Annotated in this window: 20 protein-coding genes; 13 read left to right on the forward strand and 7 right to left on the reverse strand. The window is 32.9% G+C overall.

From position 1 onward, the window contains the following. Nucleotides 1-6: 6 nt before the first annotated feature. Nucleotides 7-1,224 (forward strand): efflux RND transporter periplasmic adaptor subunit, encoded by a 1,218-nt coding sequence (locus tag DZ60_RS22320; protein WP_051477537.1) that lies wholly within the window; start codon nucleotides 7-9, stop codon nucleotides 1,222-1,224. Nucleotides 1,225-1,351: 127 nt separating this feature from the next. Here the strand turns inward: DZ60_RS22320 and DZ60_RS0102645 are convergent, their stop codons facing one another. Both DZ60_RS0102645 and DZ60_RS0102650 read right to left on the reverse strand, forming a co-directional pair. After that, nucleotides 1,352-2,038, reverse strand: coding sequence for a LytR/AlgR family response regulator transcription factor (locus DZ60_RS0102645; protein ID WP_025740256.1), 687 nt, complete (start codon nucleotides 2,036-2,038; stop codon nucleotides 1,352-1,354). Further along, nucleotides 2,025-3,065 carry a sensor histidine kinase gene (locus DZ60_RS0102650; protein WP_025740257.1) on the reverse strand — a complete coding sequence of 347 codons (1,041 nt, stop codon included), beginning with the start codon at nucleotides 3,063-3,065 and terminating at the stop codon, nucleotides 2,025-2,027. The genes DZ60_RS0102645 and DZ60_RS0102650 overlap by 14 nt, the downstream gene beginning before the upstream one ends. Nucleotides 3,066-3,253: 188 nt before the next feature. Between DZ60_RS0102650 and DZ60_RS0102655 the strand changes: the two genes are divergently transcribed. The 7 genes from DZ60_RS0102655 to DZ60_RS0102685 all read left to right on the forward strand — a co-directional run bounded on the left by DZ60_RS0102655 (nucleotide 3,254) and on the right by DZ60_RS0102685 (nucleotide 9,526). Beyond that, a complete protein-coding gene (locus DZ60_RS0102655; RefSeq protein WP_025740259.1) occupies nucleotides 3,254-3,556 on the forward strand; it encodes an EF-hand domain-containing protein in 303 nt (100 codons plus the stop codon). Between the two features lie 38 nt (nucleotides 3,557-3,594). Continuing rightward, the gene (locus DZ60_RS0102660; protein WP_025740261.1) at nucleotides 3,595-4,422 is read left to right on the forward strand and encodes a YHYH protein; all 828 of its coding nucleotides are present in this window, start codon (nucleotides 3,595-3,597) and stop codon (nucleotides 4,420-4,422) included. Nucleotides 4,423-4,430: 8 nt separating this feature from the next. Continuing rightward, a complete protein-coding gene (locus tag DZ60_RS0102665; RefSeq protein ID WP_034228537.1) occupies nucleotides 4,431-5,069 on the forward strand; it encodes a toxin-antitoxin system YwqK family antitoxin in 639 nt (212 codons plus the stop codon). A 6-nt stretch (nucleotides 5,070-5,075) separates the two neighbouring features. Then, nucleotides 5,076-5,765, forward strand: coding sequence for an SCO family protein (locus DZ60_RS0102670; RefSeq protein WP_025740266.1), 690 nt, complete (start codon nucleotides 5,076-5,078; stop codon nucleotides 5,763-5,765). A 259-nt stretch (nucleotides 5,766-6,024) separates the two neighbouring features. Then, the gene (locus DZ60_RS25530; RefSeq protein ID WP_025740267.1) at nucleotides 6,025-7,311 is read left to right on the forward strand and encodes a YHYH protein; all 1,287 of its coding nucleotides are present in this window, start codon (nucleotides 6,025-6,027) and stop codon (nucleotides 7,309-7,311) included. Between the two features lie 207 nt (nucleotides 7,312-7,518). Further along, nucleotides 7,519-7,710, forward strand: a complete 192-nt coding sequence (locus DZ60_RS0102680; protein ID WP_025740268.1) for a cold-shock protein — start codon at nucleotides 7,519-7,521, stop codon at nucleotides 7,708-7,710. Nucleotides 7,711-7,975: 265 nt separating this feature from the next. After that, nucleotides 7,976-9,526, forward strand: a complete 1,551-nt coding sequence (locus DZ60_RS0102685; RefSeq protein WP_025740270.1) for a DEAD/DEAH box helicase — start codon at nucleotides 7,976-7,978, stop codon at nucleotides 9,524-9,526. 105 nt (nucleotides 9,527-9,631) lie between these two features. Here the strand turns inward: DZ60_RS0102685 and DZ60_RS0102690 are convergent, their stop codons facing one another. Together DZ60_RS0102690 and panB are read right to left on the reverse strand one after the other, a co-directional pair. After that, nucleotides 9,632-10,327 (reverse strand): RluA family pseudouridine synthase, encoded by a 696-nt coding sequence (locus DZ60_RS0102690; RefSeq protein WP_025740271.1) that lies wholly within the window; start codon nucleotides 10,325-10,327, stop codon nucleotides 9,632-9,634. A 104-nt stretch (nucleotides 10,328-10,431) separates the two neighbouring features. Then, nucleotides 10,432-11,250, reverse strand: a complete 819-nt coding sequence (gene panB / locus DZ60_RS0102695) for a 3-methyl-2-oxobutanoate hydroxymethyltransferase (protein WP_025740273.1) — start codon at nucleotides 11,248-11,250, stop codon at nucleotides 10,432-10,434. 297 nt (nucleotides 11,251-11,547) lie between these two features. Between panB and DZ60_RS0102700 the strand changes: the two genes are divergently transcribed. The 4 genes from DZ60_RS0102700 (at nucleotide 11,548) to DZ60_RS0102715 (ending at nucleotide 19,478) form a co-directional block, all read left to right on the forward strand. Then, nucleotides 11,548-12,027 (forward strand): nuclear transport factor 2 family protein, encoded by a 480-nt coding sequence (locus tag DZ60_RS0102700; protein ID WP_025740274.1) that lies wholly within the window; start codon nucleotides 11,548-11,550, stop codon nucleotides 12,025-12,027. 628 nt (nucleotides 12,028-12,655) lie between these two features. After that, nucleotides 12,656-14,572 (forward strand): molecular chaperone DnaK, encoded by a 1,917-nt coding sequence (gene dnaK / locus DZ60_RS0102705; protein ID WP_025740276.1) that lies wholly within the window; start codon nucleotides 12,656-12,658, stop codon nucleotides 14,570-14,572. 215 nt (nucleotides 14,573-14,787) lie between these two features. Further along, nucleotides 14,788-16,092: a hypothetical protein gene (locus DZ60_RS0102710; protein WP_025740278.1), complete on the forward strand. Its 1,305-nt coding sequence runs from the start codon at nucleotides 14,788-14,790 to the stop codon at nucleotides 16,090-16,092. Nucleotides 16,093-16,475: 383 nt separating this feature from the next. Further along, nucleotides 16,476-19,478, forward strand: coding sequence for a carbohydrate-binding protein (locus tag DZ60_RS0102715; RefSeq protein WP_025740279.1), 3,003 nt, complete (start codon nucleotides 16,476-16,478; stop codon nucleotides 19,476-19,478). A 95-nt stretch (nucleotides 19,479-19,573) separates the two neighbouring features. Here the strand turns inward: DZ60_RS0102715 and ggt are convergent, their stop codons facing one another. Beyond that, nucleotides 19,574-21,295 carry a gamma-glutamyltransferase gene (gene ggt / locus DZ60_RS0102720; RefSeq protein WP_025740281.1) on the reverse strand — a complete coding sequence of 574 codons (1,722 nt, stop codon included), beginning with the start codon at nucleotides 21,293-21,295 and terminating at the stop codon, nucleotides 19,574-19,576. A 58-nt stretch (nucleotides 21,296-21,353) separates the two neighbouring features. After that, nucleotides 21,354-21,938, reverse strand: a complete 585-nt coding sequence (locus DZ60_RS0102725) for an acyl carrier protein phosphodiesterase (protein WP_025740283.1) — start codon at nucleotides 21,936-21,938, stop codon at nucleotides 21,354-21,356. Between the two features lie 122 nt (nucleotides 21,939-22,060). On the opposite strand from DZ60_RS0102725, the gene glmM reads away from it, so the two are divergent. Continuing rightward, a complete protein-coding gene (glmM, locus tag DZ60_RS0102730) occupies nucleotides 22,061-23,449 on the forward strand; it encodes a phosphoglucosamine mutase (RefSeq protein ID WP_025740285.1) in 1,389 nt (462 codons plus the stop codon). A 124-nt stretch (nucleotides 23,450-23,573) separates the two neighbouring features. Here the strand turns inward: glmM and DZ60_RS0102735 are convergent, their stop codons facing one another. Then, nucleotides 23,574-24,473 carry a lysophospholipid acyltransferase family protein gene (locus DZ60_RS0102735; RefSeq protein ID WP_025740286.1) on the reverse strand — a complete coding sequence of 300 codons (900 nt, stop codon included), beginning with the start codon at nucleotides 24,471-24,473 and terminating at the stop codon, nucleotides 23,574-23,576. Between the last annotated feature and the right edge of the window lie 50 nt (nucleotides 24,474-24,523).

A 24,523-nucleotide genomic window follows, 5' to 3' on the forward strand; every position in this document is an offset into this window, starting at 1 on the left:
TAGAAAATGAAGAATAAGAACATTTTATATATAGGATTAGCACTGGTTCTCGGGTTGGTAATCGGATACTTTATTTTCTATCCAGATCCTTCTACCATAAATAACAAAGAAGCAGTAGACTTAGATAAACAAGAGTGGACTTGTTCGATGCATCCAGAAGTTATTCGTTCTAATTCAGGTGATTGCCCAATTTGTGGGATGGATTTGATACCCTTAGTAATCAATACAAATAATTTGTCTCCTGATCAATTTAGAATGACTGAAAATGCAATTGCATTAGCCAATATAGAAACTACCATTGTTAGTAATAAAGGAAAAACTGGTGGGGGCATAAAGGTTTCTGGAAAAATAAGAGAAAGAGAAGAAAATAATACCATACAAAGTAGTTATTTTACAGGAAGAATAGAGAAACTAAATGTCACTTATGCTGGACAAGAGGTTAAAAAGGGGCAAAGATTAGCAATGTTGTATTCTCCTGATTTAATAACTGCTCAAAAAGAATTCTTAACAGCTTCTGATCTCAAAGAATCTCAACCTGAATTATATAACGCGGTTTATAATAAATTAAAATTGCTGAAACTATCAGATAAACAAATTAAGGCTATAGAGTCTTTGGGATCAATTATTGAAAATTTTCCTATTTATGCTAATGTCAGTGGGGTTGTATCAGAAGTGCTGAGTACCGAAGGTGCTTATATAAAAGAGGGAGAGGCTATCCTAAGAGTTAGTAACCTTTCTAGTGTATGGGCAGAATTTGATGTTTATGAGAATCAAATTGGTGTTTTTAAAGAAGGACAACAAATTAAAATTGAAGTGCCTTCATCTCCAGAGAAAAATTTTGATGCTATTATTTCTTTTATAGATCCAATTCTCGATATGCAAAAGAGAACTTTTGTTATAAGAGCAACACTTGATAATCCTGATAAATTTTTTAAACCAGGAATGTTTGTTAATGGACAAGTTTTTGATGAATTTCAAAATGATCAAAAATATATTAGCGTACCTTCAAGTGCGGTATTATGGACAGGAAAACGTTCTATTATATACATCAAAACTGATGGTCCGGTGTTCGAAATGAGAGAAGTTGTATTAGGAGATAAGAACGACGAAACCTATAGGATTATTGAAGGGCTTAGTCTAGGAGAAGAAATTGTAACCAATGGCGCTTTTACAGTGGATGCAGCGGCACAATTACAAGGAAAAAAGTCTATGATGAAGAGATAGAATAATAAATTAAGCGCTTTTTAAGTGGTTGATTTTTAGTGTTTTTATTTCAGATTAAATCATTATTGTTTAGTTGCTTTTGGTTTGAATTTGTAGAGAATAATTTTTAGACTTTGTTTTAGTACTTTTAATTGAATAATTCTTGCTTAACTAATTCATAATAAGTTACACTAACTGGTATTTTGATAGTTGAAAGAGATAGATCCTTTCCTTTGAGTGCTGTAACCTTTTCTTTATTTATAATAAATGATCTATGTACACGCATAAATATCTCTTCAGGTAATGTTTTTTCTAGTGATTTTAAGGACTGATAGCTCATTATTTTTTTATTTTCGGTATGAAAAACTACATATTCACTATCGCTTTCTACATACAGGATATCACTATATTTTAGTTTGTGTAAGTCATAACCTGATTTTATTGTTATTGTACTTTCTTCGGGTTTAGGTACATTTTTAGAATCCTTTTTAACTTTATTTACAGCTGTTAGAAAGCGTTCAAAAGTAACAGGCTTAAGTAAGTAATCCAGCGCATTTAGTTCAAAACCATCTAGAGCATATTCAGAATACGCTGTTGTAAAAATAACATTGGTATTTGGACCTATCATTTTTGCAAAATCAGTACCTTTTAAATCAGGCATTTGAATATCTAAGAAAATAACGTCTACGGGAGTTTCTTTAATTTTTTGAAGCGCTTCTATTGGGTTTTCAAAATCACCAATTAACTCTAAAGAATCTACTTTGCTTATATATGTTTTAAGTAAAACTCTAGCTAATTCTTCATCATCAACGACTATACATTTAATATTCTGCATCGATTCTTAGGTTTAATTCAACATTGAAGATACCATTATTTTTTTGTATGTGTAGCAGATGTTTTTCGGGATAAACAATGGCTAGCCTTTTTTTTACATTTTCTAATCCTATACCACCAACCTCATCTTTACTAACTTCTTCTGTAGGAATGCTGTTTTGTATTTTGAAAACAACTTCTTCTGTGCTACTTTTTATTTCTAACTTTATGTAGGAACCATTTAACTTTTCAATATTGCTATGTTTTATGGCATTTTCTATAAAAGGAATAAAAATCATTGGAGCAATAAGTACGTTTGGGTTTTCTATATCGAATACTAATGAAATAGGGTATGGTGAGCTTTTTTTCATAGAAAATAAGCGAATGTAATTCTTTACATATGTAATTTCTTTTTCTAGGGGCACAAAGGGTCTTTCGCATTCATATAGTACGTACCTAAGCATATTAGACAAATAACTTATACTTTGTTGTGTTTTATCAGAGTTGATTACTGATAAAGCATAAATGTTATTAAGGCAGTTAAATAAAAAATGAGGGTTGATTTGTGATTTGAGTAGTTTAAGTTCTGTCTGCAAATTTTCACTTTTACGACGAATAGTCTCTTCTTCTTTTCTTTGAGCAAATAAGAAAATTTCTATACTGGTTGCCAACATAGAAGAAAACGATAAGAACAAAAGGTTTATTAAAAATTTAGAAGGAGGTTTTCTGTGTGGCGACTCTAATGGCATCCTCATACCAGGAGCATGATTAGGAGGTATCGGAGGTGTTGGAGAAAAAAAATAGGAAGATAAAAACGTACAGATACAAATGGTAGTAATACAAATTATAGCAAATAGAAAGTATTCTTTTTTAAATAAAAATGTCTCTGCCAGATAAAAAATAATGATAGAAATTAGAAAAATCTGACACAAAAATGGAATAGAATTTTCTTCAATAAATCCTCTTAGAGTACCAGTACTGATCCATAAAATAAACCACACGATTATCCATAGTAATATTTGAAAATAAAACCTTTTAGCTTTGCTCATACTGCAAATTAAATAAAAATTAAATCATTGACTCTTACAAAATCAAGCTTTAAATAAGCTAAAAATGTGGGCTCGCGGGTTAAAAAACAGTATTTACTTAAAAGTATTTGGTATTCGTAGAAAAGTGTTTAACTACCTCTCAAATTTTGCCTAATTTTAGCAGAAATACAAAAAATAAAATAAGTCTTATGAAAAAAAACGCATTAAAATTAGGGTCTATGTTAGCATTTGCTACCATTTTAATATCTTGTAAATCAAATGCTCAGTCTGATTCAGAGAGAAAAGGAGGTAAGGAACGTCCTAGTATCGAGGAACTTTTTACCAAAATGGATTCAAATGAAGACGGAAAATTAGCAAAGGACGAAGTAAAAGGTCCTATGAGTAAAGATTTCGCCAAGATAGATACTGATGAAGATGGTTTTATTACCATGGAAGAATTAGAAAAAGCACCAAAACCAGATAGACAAGGTCGACCACCACAAAGAAATTAATAAGGAATAGACTTTAGTTTTTTTAAATACCCCGAAATATGAAGAAAGAAAAAAAGAAAAAAAGTACAAAACATTTATTCTTAATATGTTTTTTACTTATTGTAGTAAGCGCATGTAGTAATGATGATAGCTCATCTTCTGATACTGTTGATGACTCATCCTCAGATACTGTCGATGATGATAGTGTTGATAATGATAATGGTTCTGTTACCACCGATGGATTACACGCTGCATTTGCAGAATTTGATACGGATGAGACAGATATTTATTTAGATGGAGATAATGTAGTTATAGAAACTACAGGATACCCAAATCATACCAGTTATTACTGGGGAGAAGATCATGAGCTATATTTAGACGAAGATATAGGGGCCAATGCAACACCTAGTACAATTCCTGGACGTGATGCATCGGCAACACTTACGGTATCCGCGAATCCCGAATTGGCTACATCAAGTACAAGTACTCAATTAGGAACCATTGGCATATCTGTAAGTGGTGCAGCCATTTTTAATGATCAAGAAGGTAATGGAGCATTAACAGATGGAGTAGCAAAAGGACTGGATTATTCTGGTGGTCATATTGGCCCATCAGTATACCATTATCATCTTGAGCCCAAAGCTTTTACCGATGATGATGAGAACCTAGTAGGTATTCTAGCAGATGGATTTTTTATCTATGGTAGAAAATGTAATTCTACAGGAACATATCCTACTGATCTAGACGATTCAGGAGGGCATACTCATACAACACAGCATTCAGATACCGAAGAGTATCATTATCATATTATTAATGAACTGTATTTAGATCAATATTACATTATTTTTGCCGGAGATTATAAAGGTAATCCAGGTAATATTAATTGATGATATGTATGTTTAAAAAACCTTTCAAAAATTACTACATATTAATAGTTCCTTTTTTGGTTTTTTGTGTGCTTGGTTGCACAAAAACTAAAAAAGCAAGTAATAGTGTTGTCAATGATGATAAGGAAATTATCATCATTGATGATATTATGGTGCCTAAAGATTTATTGGTTCTGAAACCAAACGAAGGTAAGTGGTATTATCAAGGTACTCCGTTTACAGGATTCGCTGTTTATTATCATGATAATAAACAGATTGCCCAGAAAATAGGATATTATAAGGGTAAGAAAGAGGGATTAGCTCAAAAATGGTTTCCAAATGGGGATATAAGTAAAACATCTTATTATAAACAAAATCGTTTGGATGGTATCGTAAGAGTTTGGTGGCCAAATAAGACAATAAGTTCAGAATCAAATTATATTAATGGAGTTAAAGACGGAGTTCAGAAAAAATGGTATTCTAATGGTCAATTAGGAAGGAAAACAACAATAAACAAAGGTAAAGAAGAGGGATTACAACAAGCATGGCTTCAAAATGGTAAATTATATGTAAATTACGAAGCCAGAAATGGTAGAGTATTTGGATTAAAGAGGGCTAACCTTTGTTATAAATTAAAGGAAGAGCAAGTAGTATTTAGTGAAAAATAAGATATTTTGAAATACAGCATAAGTATAGTAGCAGTAATAATTCTTTTAATTTTGGGTTGTGGTAAAAAAAATACCTCACCAGACTCCAAGAATATTGTAAAATCTGAAAAAGAAAGCAGGGTAGAATATTTACCTTTTTTTAAAGATCCTTCATTTACACCACATTGGTTAGTGCCTAAAAGTAAGGAGGTTGCAGAGTTTCATAAGATACCAGATTTTACTTTAATAAATCAAAATGGTGATACGTTAACTCAAAAATCATTTGATGGAAAAATATATATAACGGATTTCTTTTTTACCACTTGTCCAGGTATATGCCCTAAAATGACAGACAATATGTCTATTCTGCAAAAAGAGTTTATTGATGATCAGGATATTCTATTACTATCTCACTCCGTTACGCCCGGTATTGATTCTGTGTCTGTGCTAAAGGAATATGCATCTTACAGAGATATTCAAGATGATAAATGGCATTTGGTAACTGGTAAACGAGAAGAAATATATTCTCTCGGACGAAATTATTACTTTGTAGAAGAAGATCTTGGAGTAGAGAAGGATACGAATGATTTCTTACATACTGAGAATTTTTTGTTAATTGATAAGAATAAGCACATTAGAGGAATTTATAACGGACTTAATAAGACTTCTATTAATCAATTAATTGCAGACGTTAAAACGCTAAAAAAAGAGGGATAAAGTATAGATATACTTCATCAAAGAATTAGTTAATTGAGTCACGAATATTGTGTTCTTAAGTTTAACTATTTACTACTAGTATTTCTTCATTTATCCCCAATTCGTTTACCGAATATTCTTCACTATTCGTTTAAAACCTATTATCGTTTACTTAAACACTAAATTTTCAAATATTAATTTGACTTTATTGGAGTTATTTTTATATGGTAAATGTAAAAATTTAACATTTTACGTAATAAATCTTAAAACCTAATTAATTATGAAAAAAGTAACATTGTATTCGATTGCGTTAAAACATCGTATTCGAAATTTGAAAACAGAATTAATAGTATTGCTAGTACTATCATTTATTTTGACCAATTGCTCGAATGAAGATTTTGAAGAACAGGGTACTGCGAATCTAGATTCAAAGGCAACATATACACCAGAACGTCATGAAGATCTGGTAGGGCAAACGCTTAGAATAGAGAATGCAGGATCAGGCTTGTGGGCTAGAATAAGCGGGTCAAGTAATTATTCTGATTTACAAGTAGCAAATCAATCACATACATGGAGTTGGACTAAATGGATTATCGAAGAGGTTGAAGTCGATGGAGCGTATTACTATCGCTTCAAAAATGAATCAAACAGTAAAAGGTTTCGTCCTTATAGCGCTACAAACACTTCTGTCTATATGGCTCCTAGTGGATGGACAGGATCATGGACTCAATGGATGATTGTTAGTCAAGGAAACAATGAGTTCTTAATAGTTAATCGAGCTACCAATACAATATTAAGTGCAAGTACTAATACGGATTATACTTCTGCACAACACGTTTCTCAAACCGATGGAGAGGCTACCTTATGGTCTTTTAGAGATATGGATGGTAATTTATATGAAGAAGAAGAGGAGGAGCCGGGATTACATGCCGCATTTGCAGAATTTGATGAAGACGAAACTGATATTTATTTAGATGGAGATAATGTAGTTATAGAAACTACAGGATACCCAAATCATACTAGTTATTACTGGGGAGAGGGGCATGAATTATATTTAGACGAAGATATAGGAGCTAATGCAACACCTAGTACAATCCCTGGGCGTGATGCATCAGCAATACTTACAGTATCGGCGGATCCTCAATTAGCAACGTCAAGTACGAGTACTCAATTGGGAACCATTGGTATATCTGTAAGTGGTGCAGCCATTTTTAATGATCAAGAAGGTAATGGCCCCTTAAATACAGGAGTTGCCAGAGGGTTAGACTATTCTGGAGGACATATTGGTCCATCAGTGTATCACTATCATCTTGAACCCAAGGCTTTTACCGATGATGATGAGAACTTAGTAGGTGTTCTAGCAGATGGATTTTTTATCTATGGTAGAAAATGTAATTCAACAGGAACATATCCTACGGATCTTGATGTATCAGGAGGACACACTCATACAACACAACATAGTGATGGACCAGAATATCATTATCATATAAAAAATGAATTATACCTTGATCAGTACTACCTCATTTTTGCAGGAGATTATCAAGGGACTCCAAGCAATGTTATGTAAAGGTTATAATTTTTGTGATTTATAATTTACAAGCCCAAATTATTTATATAATTTGGGCTTTTTTGTTGATTAATAGATTCTTATGTTTTGTTATTGTCCAAAATGGAGTATTTATAGGATTATGGAGGTTTTAATAATTAATTTGGTACATTTAACTTCTGGCATTATATTTGAAACTAGTAAAGTAATTATTAAATTTTTATAACAATGAATAAAGGAACAGTAAAATTCTTCAATGACGCTAAAGGTTTTGGTTTTATAGTTGAAGAAGGTTCAAGTAAAGAGCATTTTGTACACATCTCAGGATTAATTGATGAAATTCGTGAAGGTGATGAGGTCGAATTTGATCTTAAAGAAGGTAAAAAAGGATTAAACGCAGTAAACGTAAAAGTTATCTAATATATATATTTAAAAATTTTATACCTGAGATCCCGCATAATGATAAATTATGCGGGATTTTTTTTGGAATTACCCTATAATTGTCCAGTTTTAAGCAAATTAATATATTATTTGGATGTTTATTTTTTTTAAAAAATGGTTTTATAATGAGTAATAACGAAGCAAAATGGTTCTTTTTGAAAAGATTTTTGTTTTTTAATGATAAAAATTTTCCAAAAACCCCTGAAAGGCAGTAATTTTACATCCCTTTAAAAAAGTAAAGATTATGTCGGAGATTACTATTCAATCAGAAGAAAAAACAGGAAAGGATTTATATAGCTATCAAAAAGGAGCTATAAACAAAATTTTTAAGAGCTTCGAGGATGCTCCTGCAGATTATCACTTACTATATCAATTACCAACAGGAGGTGGTAAGACAGTTATATTTTCTGAAATAGTTAGACAATACCTGAAACACCACAAGAAAAAAGTATTAGTACTTACACATCGTATTGAATTGTGTAAACAAACTTCTAAAATGCTCACTGGCTTTGGTGTTATTAATAAGGTTGTTGATAGCAAAGCCAATCTAGAGGATCAAAATGAATATAGCTGCTTCGTAGCTATGGTCGAAACATTAAACAATAGATTAAACGAAAATAAGTTAGATATTTCAGATATCGGTTTAGTGATTATTGATGAAGCACATTATAATTCTTTCACTAAATTATTTAAGTTTTTTGACAAGTCTTTCATTTTAGGTGTTACTGCAACTCCATTGAGTTCTAATATGAAATTGCCTATGAAGGATAATTATGATGACCTCATTGTAGGAGAGTCTATAGAATCCTTAATCCAAAATGAGTTTTTGGCAAGAGCAGAAGTGTTTGCCTATAATATGGGATTAACTTCATTAGAAGTAGGCTCTAATGGTGATTATACAGTAAAATCATCAGAAGACCTTTATACCAATAGTGATATGCTTAGTAAACTGCTAGAAGCATATAAGAAGCATTCTTTAGGAAAGAAAACCTTAATTTTTAATAATGGTATTAATACTTCTTTGCATGTGTATGAGTCGTTTAGAGCAGCGGGATATCAAATAGCTCACCTTGATAATACAGCTACTAAAAACCAAAGACGTCAAATATTAAAATGGTTTAAAGAAACCCCCAATGCTATTTTGACTTCTGTAAGTATATTAACTACCGGGTTTGATGAACCTACCGTAGATACCATTATCTTAAATAGGGCTACTAAGTCCTTAACATTATATTATCAGATGATTGGTCGTGGTTCTCGAATTCTTAAAAATAAATCTAAGTTTTCCGTAATAGATTTAGGAAATAATCATCATCGTTTTGGACCTTGGGGAGCAGACTTAGACTGGCAAAAAATATTTAATTCTCCTAATTATTATATGGATAAGCTCTTGAGCGATGAAGAGCTCGAAGGGAAGTTTAAACATGAAATGCCAGAAGAATTGAGAGCAGAGTTTGCGAATTCTGAAGAGGTGTATTTTGATATTAAAGAAACGTATATTGATTCTGTAAAAAAGGGAGAGTCTTCTAAGGTGGTTTTAGAAAGATCTATAATTCAACATGCAAAAATTTGTATCGAGAATAGCGAGGATATTTATGATGCTCTCGGTTTAGCAAAAATGCTAGGTGGAGATATTGATAATCGAATTCAAAGTTATGCGAAGTGTATAAGTAAAAGCACACATAACTTTTTGACTTGGCTAAAAGATGATTACAAGAAAAAATTGAATGCCTATCTCCGTGATAATTTTGATACAGTATTTGAAGAGATTCATGGAAGACCACCAGAGGAGTAGTAAACCAAGAGTATGATATTGACGTAGTAATTATTTTATAAGTGATTCAGGGTAATATCAATCATATATAATTTACAAAAGCTTTGCATTAATATGCAAGGCTTTTTAGTTACAAGCATCCCACACCGGATCCGAAGGTGTAGGGGCAGTGATGTATAATGGTTCTTTTTTTACAGGATGTACAAAGGTTAATTTTCTTGCATGAAGATGTATACTACCGTTTTTATTACCTCTGTCTGCGCCGTATTTTAGATCTCCTTTGATAACAGAGCCTATACTCGAAAGTTGAGAGCGTATCTGATGGTGTCGTCCTGTATGAAGGTCAATCTCTAGGAGAGAATATCTGTTGAGTTTCTTAATTAGTCTATATTCTAAAATAGCTTTTTTACTGTCAGGAACTTCATTTTTATTAGCATACGATTTATTTTGTTTGGGATTTCTTTTTAACCAATGAATAAGGGTATCTGTGTTTTTGGGAGGTTGGTTTTTTACGATTGCCCAATATGTCTTTTTTGCTTCTTTATTAGCAAACAATAAATTAAGCCGTGTTAATGCCTTACTGGTTCTTGCAAACACGACGATACCACTTGTGGGGCGATCTAGACGATGTACTACTCCTAGATATACCTTGCCAGGTTTATTGTATTTTTCTGCAATATATTCTTTAACAATCTCACTAAGAGGTTTATCTCCAGTTTTATCACCTTGTACAATATCACCTGGGCGTTTATTGATTATGATGATATGATTATCTTCATATAATACTTGTAAATTATTTTTGTTTGAAACTGTTTTGCACATTATTGCTGCGCTTTCGAATTTAGATTAGTAATCGATTTTTCATGTTGTTTATTCTCAATTTGTTCAATATAACAACAGAATTTTATAAACAATATTTTTATAAATTAATATTGCTCATTTTCATTCGGAAAATCAAGGGCTTTTACATCTTTTACATACTTTTCGAAAGCATTCGTCATATCAGTATATAGGTCCAAATAGCGACGTAAGAATCTAGGGTTAAATTCGTGAGTCATACCTAACATGTCATGAGTTACCAAAACCTGACCATCAACACCATTTCCGGCTCCTATACCAATAATAGGAATTGCAAGACTTTCTGCAACTTCTTGAGCAAGTTTTGCAGGAACTTTTTCTAACACAATGGCAAAACATCCTGCTTTTTGCAACATGAGAGCGTCTTCCTTTAATTTTTCTGCTTCTTCTTGTTCTTTAGCACGAACTGTATATGTTCCGAATTTATATATAGATTGAGGAGTTAGCCCTAGATGTCCCATAACAGGGATTCCTGCATTAAGAATTCTTTTAATTGATTCTTTTACTTCTTTTCCTCCTTCAAGCTTTACAGAATGACCACCAGATTCTTTCATTATACGAATTGCCGATCGTAATGCTTCTTTAGGATCACTTTGATAGCTTCCGAAAGGTAAATCAACCACAACCAATGCTCTTTCTATCGCTCTAATTACAGATGAGGCATGATAAATCATTTGGTCCAAAGTTATAGGAAGTGTAGTTTCATGACCAGCCATTACATTCGAAGCAGAATCACCTACAAGGATAACATCTACTCCTGCGCCATCTACGATTTTGGCCATAGTATAATCATAAGCAGTTAGCATAGAGATCTTTTCTTTGTTAGCTTTCATCTCAACTAGAGATTTTACGGTAACTCGCTTATAATCTTTTTTTGCAGTAGACATCTTAATGTTGTTTTTAAAGGTTTGTAAAAGTAATGATTTACAAATATGCTAACAAGCGTAATTGATTTTACTATGTATACTCTTTAGGATATTTACTTAATTTTAATTAAAAAATTAATTTCAGCCTTTTTTAAAAAAACATATTATTTTTTGAATCATAGTTTTTCTCTTCTTGATTAGACAGTATAAAGGACTAGGGTTAATCGATTCTCTAATTACTTCGTGTTCTTATAGAGAATGAAGAAAAGAATTTAATTTTGATCTATATATATCTTATTTTTATACATAAAAAATAGTATGTATAAGCTCTTATTATTTGTAATGCTACTTTTCTGTAGTAGTGTTTTCTCACAAAAGGAAACTTCTAAAAATGAAATAGATCGATATAAAAGAGAAGTAAAAGAAACTATTCTTGATTTTTTTGAGGGATTTCATTCTGGTGATACTTCGAAACTAAACAAAGTAATGAGTCCGCAACTAGTTTTACAGACCATTATAAGAGATAAAGATAGTTTGGTAAAAGTAAGAAGTACCAGTGCAGATAAACTTATAAAAGCTATTGCCAATAAGCCTTCTGATCAAAAATGGGAAGAAAAGCTATTGTCATTTACTATTTCTGCTAATAAAGATATAGCCAATGCATGGACACCCTATGAGTTTTATTTAAACAATAGTTTTAGTCATTGCGGGGTTAATATTTTTCAATTATACAATGATGGGAAAGGATGGAAAATTATAGCATTGGCAGATACACGACATAAACAAAATTGCGACTAATGTAATTGTGTACTTATTAGGAACCCTATGATTACAAATAAAGGAAAAGGACACTTTTGATTATTGATATGCAAAGGGTCTTTTACGACAAAAACACCTTGTTTTGATTCTGGTTGAGTAATCAAAAGAATAAATATATGGGCACAAGATTTTAGAGAAAAGGAGTTTCCTCTTAAGTTTTATCCAGCAGGATAGAACAGAAACCGGTGAGTTTAATCATTACACCAAAGACTGTGAAATATTAGATCAAATAAATGTTGAACCTGATGATGTCTTTCATTATTAAGTATGTAAAAGACATTTTTTATAATTCTTTATTACAATCCGAATACATAAATAGAGAAATAGATTCACTTGTTATTATAGGTTGTATCATTAACTTTTGTGTTGGTGCTTCGAGACAATTTGCTTTGTCAAAATATTATAATTGAGGGAGTATAAATATAATTACTGCCATAGGAATGATCGAGGGCGTTGTTTTTGACAGATTTTGTGAGAACTGGTTTGGGGCTGAAATTTATATATTATGATCTAATGACATCCTGTCATATTGATGCTAATGGCATAATGATTGACATAAGAGAACTAAAATTAGTTAAGAACACTTATATAATAATTAAATATAAAGATGAGTAAAATAATAGGAATAGACTTAGGGACCACCAACTCTTGTGTTTCTGTAATGGAAGGTAATGAGCCTGTAGTAATCCCTAATGCCGAAGGTAAAAGAACAACTCCTTCTGTGATTGCATTTGTAGAAGGAGGAGAAATTAAAGTTGGAGATCCTGCAAAACGTCAGGCTGTTACGAATCCGACAAAAACAATTTCGTCTATTAAAAGATTTATGGGAAATAAATTCTCAGAATCTGCGAAAGAAGCAAAGAGAGCTGCTTATAAAGTAGTAAAAGGAGATAATGATACACCACGTGTAGATATAGATGGACGTTTATATACACCGCAGGAATTATCTGCTATGACACTTCAAAAAATGAAGAAAACGGCAGAAGATTACTTAGGTCAGGATGTAAGTAGAGCCGTAATTACTGTACCAGCATATTTTAATGATGCGCAACGTCAAGCGACTAAAGAGGCAGGAGAAATTGCAGGTCTTAAAGTTGAGCGTATTATCAATGAGCCTACAGCTGCGGCATTGGCATATGGTCTTGATAAGAAAGGTACAGACCAAAAAATTGTAGTGTTTGATTTTGGAGGAGGTACTCATGATGTATCAATTCTAGAATTAGGAGATGGTGTATTTGAAGTATTATCTACAGACGGTGATACACACTTAGGAGGAGATGATGTAGATCAAAAAATTATAGATTGGTTGGCAGAAGAGTTTAAAGCCGATGAGAATATGGATCTTCGTGAAGACCCTATGGCATTACAACGTCTTAAAGAAGCTGCTGAAAAAGCTAAAATAGAATTATCATCTTCTGCTCAAACAGAAATTAATTTACCATATGTTACTGCTACTGCTAGCGGGCCTAAGCACTTGGTAAGAACTTTATCAAAAGCTAAGTTTGATCAATTGATAGACGATTTAGTAAAACGTACTGTTGAACCTTGTCGTACAGCGCTTAAAGCAGCAGGATTGTCAACAAGTGATATTGATGAAATTATATTAGTAGGTGGTTCTACACGTATTCCTGCAGTACAGGAAGCTGTAGAGAAGTTTTTTGGAAAAGCACCAAGTAAAGGAGTGAATCCTGATGAAGTTGTAGCTGTAGGAGCTGCTATACAAGGAGGCGTTCTAACAGGAGATGTAAAAGATGTATTGTTATTAGATGTTACTCCACTTTCTTTAGGTATTGAAACAATGGGTAATGTAATGACTAAGCTTATCGAGGCAAACACTACCATTCCTACCAAAAAATCACAAGTATTCTCAACAGCGGCAGATAATCAGCCATCAGTAGAGATCCATGTATTGCAAGGAGAGCGTCCTATGGCGGCAGATAATAAAACAATAGGTCGTTTTCATTTAGATGGTATTCCACCAGCACAAAGAGGAACTCCGCAAATCGAAGTTACTTTTGATATCGATGCTAATGGTATTATTAAGGTTTCTGCAACCGACAAAGCAACTAACAAATCTCAGGATATTCGTATCGAAGCTTCTTCAGGATTAACAGAAGAAGAAATAGAGAAAATGAAGCAAGAAGCTGAAGCAAATGCAGATGCTGATAAGGCAGCAAAAGAAACTGCAGATAAGCTAAATGAAGCTGATGGAATGATCTTTCAGACAGAAAAACAGCTTGCAGAATTCGGAGATAAAATATCTGAGGATAAGAAAAAGCCAGTAGAGGAAGCTTTAGAAGAATTAAAGAAAGCTTATGAAACCAAAGACCTTGCTGTAATTCAACCAGCTCTTGATAAGATCAATGAAGCATGGAAAGTCGCAAGTGAAGAAATGTATAAAGCACAAGCCGAAGCACAACAGAATGGACAACCTGATCCTACAGGTGGAGCAGGTCAGTCTTCTGGAGACGATGGAGCAGAAGGAAGTGATGTAGAAGATGTTGATTTTGAAGAAGTAAAATAAATTCTTTTACAACATAAATTATGGATAAAAATGCACGGCTTTTGCCGTGCATTTTTTTTAACTTTTATTAACAGGAATAAAAAGAATTTGTTTTAAATTTAACTCATATTTAAGATACCCAATTTGAAGTAATTAATTTTTACACCAAATCTATTACTTGTATGTAGTGATCAAATTGATCAGGGGAAACTACATCATAGTGATAGCAAGCACTAATGAGCCTATTGCAAATTTTAAGAAGAAGTATCTTTTGGATATTCGATACCCTTAAGGGAAGTGGTATTAGAAAAAATTTTAAAGATATAAGGGAAAGTATAGAGGATTATGGCTCGGTTTCTACCAAAGTCAAAAAAGAAAAATTGCTTACGCAACTACTTCAGTATGCCCAAAAAAACACTGAATTTTATAAAAAACATTCGCATTTAACTTCTTTAGATACATTTCCAGTTATAAATAAAAATCTTATCCGCGATAATTTTGAAGCTTTTAAATCCTCAAAATTTAGTAAAAATCAATATGAGTTGGTTTCGACAAGTGGATCTACAGGAGCACCATTTTCAGTAGTACATAATATGACTAAAAGGCTTAGAAATAGATCAGATAGTTTGTATTTTTCTAAGCGATCAGGGTATAGCGTAGGACAAAAATTAGTATACATAAAGATTTGGCCCGATACATTTGATTTTAAGACGTTGTTTACGATCTGGAAAAAGAATATTTTACCACAAAGTGTTTTTGAATTAACAGATTCTGATATAGAAAACCTACTTAAAAAACTTGTGAAAGACCCTTGCGAAAAGAGTTTCTTAGGGTATTCTTCGGCTTTCGAAAAAATATGTTTGTATCTTGATAAAATAGATTCTGGTCCTATAGATTGTAATGCTCGATCAATAATAGCAATGTCAGAATCACTAAATCAATATACCAGAGATTCTCTTAAAAAATACTTCGGTGTTACACCGGTTTCAAGATATTCAAATAACGAAAATGGAATCCTAGCCCAACAAGATCGTAACGATCCGGTAAAGTTTGTGATCAATTCTGCGAGTTATCATATAGAGATATTTAATCTTGAAAAAGATATTCCCGCATCACCAGGAGAATTAGGGAGAATTATAGTTACAGATTTATATAACTATGCCATGCCATTAATACGTTATGATACCGGTGATGTCGGTGTCATTGAATACAAAGACAATATGGAATTTCTTACGTCAATAGAAGGTAGAAAGCTCGATCTTATTTATAATACAAAAGGAGAAATTATACCTTCTCATATTTCTTATAGGCTATGCAAGTATGGTGATTACAAACAGTTTCAATTGATTCAATACGGAAAAAAGGAGTATCTAATAAAGCTTAATACTGATACCAAAGTAGATGAAGCTTCTATGCTTTTTGAATACAAAAACTATTTTGGTGAAGATGCTGATATTACTATAGAGTATGTTGATGAAATTCCTTTATTATCTTCTGGGAAAAGGAGAGAAGTGTATAATACATATTATCAGAATTTGTAATTTCATAAGCAACATTTCTTATACCTTTTATTTGTAACTAAGTCCAAAGTACAATTGGTTAACAAATCAATTGGGTCTATATTATAAGTTACTTTAAGTAAAAGAATTACTATTCATTACTGCGTTTTTTGTTATCTACATAACTAGGAGATTGTATGTAGAGCCTTTTGTTATTTTCTAGTTTATTTTATGGATAGAACAAAATTTAGGTTCAATTTTTAACGAATACTAGATTTATTAAGACGAATACTAAAATTTTGATTGTTCGTGTGTTAAGGTTTTTGTATTTTTTTTAATGAATTGGTCAACCAATTTTTTCATAATAAGCTTTTTAATAATATTATTAAAAAGCTTATTAAATTAAAACCTAAAAACCAAACTTCATGAGAACAATCACTACAAATTCATCAAATAAATTATCTCGTTATTTTTTGAAAATCAAAACAATAGTACCTTTATTTTTATTAATGTGTACGCTAGGTATTGCGCAGACAACAGTAAATTCTTTGACCGCATTATTACCTTATCTAGATGATAATAATGTGAATGTTAAATTGGCTCCCGGAACTTATTCAATCAACACTTCTGATATAGGCGATTTTAATGAAAGAGTTACTATATCAGGAAAAACAAGTGCATCTATTTTGCATTTTGCGGGTAATAATAGTACATATGATTTTACCGGAGTGACAATTAACTTTGATACTGCTATATTTCCTGCTTACGATGACTTAGAAGTTTTTGAAGTGCATACTACTGGAAATTACAATGTAATAAAAAACCTAACTATGGTAGATGTTGGTTCTGTGCATGATAACCCAGAAGAAGGAGCTAACAGTATTGTTATGGATGGTCAGGGTAATAGGATAGAAGGCTTTAATGTTACCACCAAAGGTTCTGTACCTTATGGATATGGAGATGCCTTTGGTAAAGGAGGTACAAATACAATTATTTTTCATTATAAGCATAGTGCATGTTTGGTGCGTGGAGAATCGAATCACGTAAAAGACTGTAATTTTACCCATAGGGCATATGGTCATTGTATTTATATGCAGGCAGCAAATAATCCTATTATTGAAGGTTGTTATATCGAAGGAGAAATGAGAAGTACAGATGATATGTTATTAGAAGAGGGTACAGGTAGCAAGGCTGATAATGTAGATTTTATGACAACTTGGGGATATAGATTGCCAGCAGGATATATGATGAGTTTAGCTGAAGAAGGAATTCGTGCATATAACGGTGGGAATACTGTAATTAATGGAGTTGAGTATAGTAGAGGTACATCAAATCCAACAATACTTAATTGTACTATAAAGAATATGAGAGCTGGTGTCACTCTTACGCATGCCACCGGAACCAAATATGTAGAAGGTTGTGTGGCCATTGGTTGCGAGAGAGGATTTGCTATTGGCTCTGGGGATATTGTAAACTGTAGTGCTGATGCTCAATATGGACCTGTTTTTGGTGTAGATTATGAGAGTAATCGCAACATTAATGCTGATATAACAGTATTACCTTATAGCGGTAACTCATACAATGGTAGTAACCATTTGGCAATTGTTATTGGTAGTGGGCATAATTTAACTTTTAGGAGTTCTATAGCAAATCCTGATCAATCTTTGAAGTTAAACATAGGTGGAGATAATACTACAATCGGACTACTTGCTAATGATGAGAATTATTCTGCTAGCAACATAGAGATTAACAACCTTACTAATTATCCTCTTGTTCTTGATGCTGATAGTTCAGGGATGACAGGTGAATCTTGTGGACCAATAATAAATAATGGGTCGGGTAATAGTGTTTCATCGTCTGATGATTGTGATAGTGGTACTTGTTCTAGTTACATTTCTAATGTAAATGTGCCTTCAAATTTAATTTCAGGAATTAACTATAGTTACTACGAAGGTTCTTGGGATGCATTACCCAACTTTAGTGCATTATCTCCGGTAGATTCAGGAACGACCTCTGGTATTAATCTTAATAATGCTATAGAGAGTGATTATTTTGGGTTGACTTTTGAAGGTTATATAAATGTAGCACAGAATGGATCTTATACTTTTTATACTACATCTGATGATGGTTCTAAATTAAGTATTGATGGAAATGTGGTAGTTAATAATGACGGTTTACACGGAACAAAAGAAGAGTCAGGTGCGGTTTGTTTAGAAGCAGGGTATCACGAAATTGAAGTTCAATATTTTGAAAAAACAGGAGGGACATCTTTATCTGTGGCTTATGCAGGGCCCGATTTTTCAAAAACAACATTGTCCACACTTTTTATTCAAGATGATACTGTTTCTGGATTTGTACCAGACCCTTCAAAAAAATATTATATAGATGCGCCAATTCATAATCTAAGATTAGCTGCTAGTGGCGAAAGTGAAGACCCTTATACAACGACTACAGGAGTTACAGGAGAAGATGTAGAATGGCAATTTGTAGCTAAAGGAAATGGCTCTTGGCATATTCAACGTGCTGCTGGTGGCACTTTACCTAGATTACGCACCGATAATACTGCAAACGCTGATATGCAACCTACAGGATGGAGCGGAACGTATACATATTATGATTTTGATGAAGGATTTATAGATGGAACTTATTTTATTACACTTGCCGATGGTCCTACTAATTACAAAAGACTTCAGGTTGATAATAGCGGATCAGTCAATATGGTATCAACAGATAGTAATAGGACTTGGGAGTCATTCACAATTACAGAGGTAGAAACAACAGCTGTTTTTTCGAGAATTGAAGCAGAGGATTTTAATGATATGTCAGGTATTCAGACCGAGATTAGTAGTGAGAGTGGCGAAAATGTAGGCTGGATTCATAATGGTGACTGGACCCGCTATAATGATATTAATTTAACAGGTGCTCAGAGCATAGAGGTTAGAGTTGCATGTAATTTTACAGGAGGAACTATAGAGGTAAGAATAGGTAGTCCTACAGGAACATTATTAGGTTCTATACCAGTAGTAAATACAGGAGGAAACCAATCTTGGGTGACGCATACTACCAATATCAATAATGCGAGTGGAATACATGATGTATACTTAGTTTTTACAGGAGGAAGCGGTTATTTGTATAATATCAATTGGTTAGAGTTTTCGGGTGTAGCAAAAAGTGCATCAGAATTAACAGATATAAGTATAGCAAACCCTATTGTTTTGTACCCGAATCCAGCTTCAGAAATTATGTATCTCAAAAATGCAGATGGAGCAACGATTGATATGTATGATAGTTTTGGTAAAAAAGTACTAAGAACTAAGGTACAAAGTGATTCAGAACCTTTAGAAATTAGTGGATTGCAAAATGGAATGTATTTTGTAAAAATCATTAAAGAAGAAAATACGAGCTACCGACAAATGATTAAAAAGTAAAAGACTAAAAAGCTAATTAAAAATGCCAGTAGATTTTTTACTGGCATTTTTAATTTTATATTAAATCTCTAATTTATAAAAGTTGTTTTCGGTACTTAAAAACCAATAGCAGTATCATCACCTCGTCGGTCTGCGCCACCCTCGAGTGAACCATTTGGTAACTTAAGAATACCATCAACTTTGCCAATAATTATAGATTTTTTTTCATTGACATTGTATCCTTTTTGTTGTAGTTTTGATAGTAAGACTGTATCGAATGACTTTGGTTCAAAAACAATAGTATCAGGTAGCCATTGATGATGAAAACGCGGTTCATTTACTGCCTCTTGCATAGACATTCCGAATTCTGATACATTAAGTATCGTTTGCATCACAGAGGTAATTATTTTGGACCCTCCGGGCGTACCTACTGACATCCAAAATTCATTATTTTTTTCAATTATTGTAGGAGTCATTGAGCTTAACATCCTTTTTTCAGGAGCTACAGCATTTGCTTCGGCACCAATGAGTCCAAACATATTAGGAACTCCTGGTTTAGCGCTAAAATCATCCATTTCATTGTTAAGAAATGTTCCTATTTCGGGAACATATAGTTTTGACCCATATGCACCATTAAGTGTAATGGTTACTGCAATTGCATTACCGAATTGATCAACAATAGAATAATGTGTAGTTTCATCACTCTCATAACCTTGAATCATACCACGATTAATTTCAGAAGAGGGAGTTGCTTTTTCAAATGTGAAATCAGACATTCTATCTGTTAGATAAGATTCGCTAATTAGTGTGTCTATCGGAATTTTAACAAAATCAGGATCACCTAAATAGTAGCTGCGGTCGGCATATGCTCTGCGTTCTGCTTCTGTTATAAGTTGTATTGTTTTGAGTTGATTATGTCCGTATTCTGATAAGGGATAAGGTTCAAGCATTTTCATGATCTGTGCAAGACACACCCCGCCACTAGAGGGTGGTGACATAGAAATAATAGAAAGATCTTTATAATCAAACCTAATGGGTTTTCGCCATACAGCTTTGTAACGGGCCAAATCTTCTAGAGTAATAATACCACCATAGGATTGTATGCGTGCTACCAGTTTTTTTGCAGTTTCCCCTTTGTAAAATTCATCAGGTCCATTTTTTATAATACGTTTTAATGTCTTGGCTAATGGGATGTTTTTAATAGTATCTTTTTCTTTATAATTGTGCGTAAAAAGAATGTTGTCTATATTGGTTTTTAGCATTAACGCTTTATGTTTTGTAAGACGTTCTTTTTGCTTTTTGGTCACGACGAATCCATTTTCTGCCAATGCAACTACAGGATTCAAAATTTCTTCAATAGAAAGGCTTCCAAATTTTTTATGAACTTCAAATAGCCCAGCAATTGTTCCTGGAACTCCCACTGCCAATGCACCTACTTGACTTTTTTCGGGGACCACATTTCCGACAGTATCCAAGAACATATCCTTAGTAGCTGCTAGAGGTGCTTTTTCTCTATAATCAAGAGCCCCTGTCTGTCCATCAAATGAGCGATATACCATAAAACCGCCACCTCCCAAACTTCCTGCATATGGATATGTAACAGCTAAGGCCATTTCTGTAGCAATCATGGCATCAAATGCATTACCACCTTTTTGCATAATACCGGCACCAATTTTTGAAGCTTCTTCTCTAGCAGAAACTACCATAGCCTTTTGAGTAATAAGTCCATGAGTAGCTATTGTTTTTTTTGAGGTACTATTTTTACAGGATGATGTATATAGCACCAAGAGTACAGCAAAGAATGTATATTTTAGTACTTTTGATAAGGTAAAATTCATTTTTACTTTTTTTAAAATCGTATCTGTTTATCGTTTCATTAAATTGGAAAGAATAAAGTTAAAGTTTTTCTATTTCATTTTGGATATAGTCTTCAAGCTCATTAAAAAAAATAGAGAATTCTGTACCGAATTCTGTGTAAAACTTTTCTAGTTCTACAACAGCCATATTCATTTTTGAACGATTTCGGGTTCTTCTGTTCATACCCTCAAGTGACCTCTTAATTCCATCAATATTAGAATAATTATAAAGCCAGTTTTCTTGCATCATATATGGTAAAAAATCCTGAATAGGTTTGGGTAGTATTTCATGATTTTCTTGCAATAATTCATAAAAATTACTGGTGTATTCATCTAATGGGATACTAGAATATTTGTGCCAGTTTGAAGCCAAAAAATGGTCATATAAAATATCAACGATAACAGTACTATAGTGTCTGTATATCGGAAACAATCTTGAGACACTTTTTTTTACTATAGGATGTGTATCAGTGTACGAATCTATTTTTCGGTGGATAAGTATACCTTCTTGGATTCTTTTTGGGTACAAAAGGTACTTTTTTCCTTTGACAGAGTCTGCTATAAAATTTCCAATTTTAAGTTCAGGGTCTTCATTAGAGAGATAGATATGGGCTAAGAAATTCATTATGGTAATTTACAGTTTTTTATAAAATTAGTATTGTTTTTATGTAAACTTTAATAGGAAAGTTGTGGTAGTCTACTAATGCTTGTACATTTGTACACAAATCATACAATCAAATTATAAACATGACATTAATAAAATCAATTTCAGGAATTAGAGGAACGATTGGAGGAGCTGTTGGAGAAAATCTTACACCAGTAGATGCTGTGAAATTTGCTTCGGCATATGGTAGCTGGTTAAAGAGTGAAACGAGTAATGATCACCCTACCGTTGTTGTCGGAAGGGATGCTCGAATTTCTGGTGCCATGATTCAGCAACTTGTAATGAATAGCCTAGTCGGATTAGGAATTCATGTAGTTGATTTGGGACTTTCTACTACACCTACAGTAGAGATTGCTGTGACATTAGAAAAAGCAGATGGTGGAATAATACTTACGGCCAGTCATAATCCTAAACAATGGAATGCATTAAAATTACTAAATAATAAAGGGGAGTTTCTAAATGCAGAAAATGGAAAGAAAATTCTTGAAATTGCAGAAAAAGATGCATATATCTTTGCAGAAGTAGATGATCTAGGGAGCATTACTACTAATGATACGTATATCGATAAACACATAGAGGAAGTATTAAATTTATCTCTTGTTGATGCAGAATTGGTTAAAAAAGCAGGATTCAAAGTTGTAGTTGATGCTGTGAATTCTACAGGAGGTATTGCTATTCCTAAGTTATTACGTAAAATGGGTGTAGAAACTGTAGAATTGTATTGTGACCCAACAGGTCATTTTCCGCATAACCCAGAACCTTTAAAAGAACATTTGACTGATTTATCGGCTTTAGTCGTTAAGGAAAAGGCTGATTTGGGATTGACTGTGGATCCCGATGTAGATCGTCTTGCATTTATGAGTGAAAATGGAGAAATGTTTGGAGAGGAATACACTTTGGTTGCTTGTGCTGATTTTGTATTAGGAAAAACACCAGGCAACACGGTGTCTAATTTATCATCGAGTAGAGCTCTTAGAGAAGTTACAAGAAAGCACAATGGAGTGTATGAAGCAAGTGCTGTAGGAGAAGTTAATGTTGTTGAAAAAATGAAGGCTAATAATGCTATTATTGGTGGTGAAGGTAATGGAGGAATCATTTATCCAGAATCTCATTATGGTCGTGACTCTTTGGTAGGAGTGGCCTTGTTTTTAACTCATTTAGCAGATAAAAAATGCAGTGTAAGTGAATTGAGAGATAGTTATCCTTCTTATTTCATGAGTAAGAATAAAATTCAATTGACTCCAGATCTTGACGTAGATGGTATACTTAAGGGATTTCATGATACGCATATGTCTGAGGAGGTTTCGACCATTGATGGTGTAAAAGTAGATTTTTCTGATTCATGGGTACACCTACGTAAAAGTAATACCGAACCTATTATTAGAATATATACCGAAGCTTTGAGTCAGCAAAAAGCTGATCAATTGGCAGAAGATACTATTGAAACTCTAAAACAAATAGCAGGGATTTAGATTTAAATAGTACTAGTGGTTAGACTTAGATCTGAACCACAATAAAAAAAGCAGTAAGATAAACAACTCTTACTGCTTTTTTTAGGTTTTAACTTAAAGGAGATTGTAACGTATTGGTCAGCTATTAGTCGACAACAGCACCTTCAGGTATTGGGATGTTTCTGTGTTTCCATCGTTTATGTGTCCATAAATAATACTCTGGTTTTTCGCGTATTTGATTTTCTAGTAATTCAAGGTATTTTTTTACTACAAAATACTTTTCTTCTTCTTTACTGTTTTCGGTAATAGGTATAAATCGCACCTCATAAAAACCACGTTTTACTTTTTCAACATGAAGGTATAGTACAATTGTATCAAGACGTTGTGCTAAAAATTCACCACCTAAAAAAATAGGAACTTTAATCCCCATAAAATCCGTCCAATATTTCGCATTGTTAATTTTTGGAGACTGATCAGAGATCATACCATAGCCACATACTTTATTTTCTTGTTTGTCTTTGATAATTTGCCTCGCAACTTTACTACTTTCTAGAAGTCTTGAATCAAATCTTCCACGAATACGATGAGCTAACTGATCAAAATATTTATTTGCTATTTTTTTGTAAATACCAACACACGGATTTAAGGAAACAAGGTCGACAGCATTAGACCATTCAAAACTTCCGTAATGCCCCATCATGGTAATGATGGTTTTATTTTTTCTTTCGAATTCATGAAACTCGTCAAGATTTACTACTTTGTATCGTTTAATTAATTCTTCTTTAGAGATAGAAAGAGACCTCGTCATTTCGAGAAACATATCGCACATATGTTTATAAAAACCTCTACGAATGCGTTTAATTTCTTCTTTTGATTTTTCAGGAAAAACAAGTGTTAAGTTATCGGTAACCACTTTTCGTCTATACCTTATGATATAATATGTCAAAATATATATACATGAGGAAAAGGCATAGAATAATCGCCAAGGAAGTTTAGAAATACCTAAAATTATTGGGTAGGCAAGTCTATAAATTAGTAATTGCATGAATAGGGTATTAAAAGTTGACAAATATAAACTTATTTGTTCGCTTACTA

This window comes from Aquimarina pacifica, from assembly GCF_000520955.1.
In the GTDB taxonomy this organism is placed as follows: Bacteria; Bacteroidota; Bacteroidia; order Flavobacteriales; family Flavobacteriaceae; genus Aquimarina; species Aquimarina pacifica.